1 protein-coding gene is annotated in these 1,964 nt (G+C 68.8%); it reads right to left on the bottom strand.

The features are described 5' to 3' along the window. Positions 1 to 191: 191 nt before the first annotated feature. Positions 192 to 1,709, bottom strand: coding sequence for a hypothetical protein (locus ACE3UY_RS14295; RefSeq protein WP_374688184.1), 1,518 nt, complete (start codon positions 1,707 to 1,709; stop codon positions 192 to 194). Between the last annotated feature and the right edge of the window lie 255 nt (positions 1,710 to 1,964).

Raw genomic sequence — 1,964 nt, 5'->3', positions numbered from 1 at the left:
TCCGGCGGTCGGCCGACAGCCGCCCCTCGTGTACCCTGGTTTGGGCTTGGGGGGGTTGGGTGTGTGTTTGGAGTTTATTGTTTTATAGTTGGTGGGGGGGGTGAGCTGGGTTTCGGGGGTGCGGGGGTGAACGAACCCCGGTTAGCGGGTGATCTCCCCCGCTCCCCTGCCCCCCCGCCCCCCCGCTCTCCTCAAGCTACATTCCGCTTCCCCACCCCCCGGTGCCCGTTCACCCCCAGGGCGAACTCGTCGCGCACCTTGATGGGCAGGATGTCGTTGGTGAACATCAGCCCGCTCGTCTCCGAGACGACCGCGAACAGCTCAGGGATGGGGTGCTGCCGGCCGCCGGGCGACTGGCTATAGCTCATCTGGATGACCGGGTATAGCGCCGGATCGACGATGTAGGCCCAGTCCGTCGCGTCCGTCCAGTCGGGCACGACCAGGGGGATGGGCCGCGGGTCGGCGAAGCCGCGATCCTGCGCCTCCGGCGTGTACGTCGCCGGCATGCCCTCGCCATAGCCCAGGATGCTCAACGCCGTGTCGTACAGCTCGGCCGGCACGAGCAGGAAGCGCGGGAAGATGCCCAGCGGCGCGGCGCTGCCCACCTCAGCGTGCTGGAAGCACTCCGCGCGGGCCGCCCGCCACGCCGCCGCGTCCGTGCCCAGCGCCGTTGTGGCAATATTCGCGTGGTCGGCGTGGAACAGCGCCTTGCTATCCTGGGCCAGCGTCGGGCCGACGCCGCTGCCGGCCGTGAACAGCGCCGCCACGGCCGCCGAGCGCGTCCGCACCGCCGCCGCGCCCAACGCCCGCGGGATGGCCTGCAACTGCATGATGTTACTGTTCATGATCATCTCGCGGGTGATGCCCACGTAGCCGCCGCGCTTGATGAACGACGCCGACTCCTTCACGTCCGACACGCTCAACTCGGTGTAGGCCGCGCCCTCGTTGACCGTCGGCAGCGCGCCGATGCCGCCCAGCGTGATCCACTTCATGTCCTGCAAGCTGCCGTCGTTCGGCTCCACGCTGGTGATGCGCTCGAACCAGCGGTAATGCTCCAGCACGCGGAACTGCTGGACGATGACGCGGTTCATGGCGTCCACGGCCAGATTGGGCAGCGTGCTCGTCGTCGCCCCGCTGAACTGGACGCGCCCGCCGTCGAACACGCCGCGGAAGAAGACGTCGCCGGTCAGGGCGATGTAGAGGTCGGCGAAGGAGCGCAGGTTGGGCGGCGGCGTGGGCGCGCCGGCCGCGCCGAAGAAGAAGCCCACCAGCTCCCGCGCCTCGTCCAGCGGGTCGCTCAGCCGGATCCGGCCCATCCGGTGCGACGCACTGTCCCCAGTGCGTTGCACCTGGCCCAACCCCTGGCCGAGCCGCACGACCCCCGCCTCATTCAGCGCCGCCAACTCCGCCCGCGCCCGGTCGATGGCCGCCTCCACCGCCTCGGCCGACTCATAGCGCCCGGCGGCCAGCCGCTCCTGCACCGCCGCCGGCAGCCCCGAGGCGCGAATCACCGCCCCGGCCGCCGTCGCCCGCACTGTCTCCAGCCAGGCCAGCACCTCGCGCTCCGCCGGGGAGAGCGACAAGTTCAGCGCTTCGGCGTCGTGCTTCGTCATCTCCCCTGCTCCCCCGCTCCCCTGCTCCCCCGCGCCCTTCGCCAATTCCACCCGCATCAATCCATCCATCTCCACGGTCATCGTTCTTACCTCCATCGGTTGTTCAACCTGGGCTATATGGTTCGCCTGTACCGGCGCGATCCTGTGTGGGTATCCCGGCGTCATCCGGGCCGCTTCACGCGTTGCCGCGCTGGGCATCAGCGGGGACGGCGCTAACGGGGCCACGTGCCGTGACGCCACGGCCAGTTGTGTCATTGCCGGATACGCTATATCCGTATGGCTATACGAATCGTTTATGTTCGCCGGCCTTCCTTCACTCCCAGCCTCTTCCTCTTCAATCTGTGTCATCTG

The sequence above is a fragment of the Promineifilum sp. (SeqCode) genome (genome assembly GCF_041918635.1).
Lineage (GTDB): Bacteria > Chloroflexota > Anaerolineae > Promineifilales > Promineifilaceae > Promineifilum.
The sequence above is the reverse complement of the archived record's forward strand: the minus strand, read 5'-3'. Positions and strand labels throughout refer to the sequence as shown.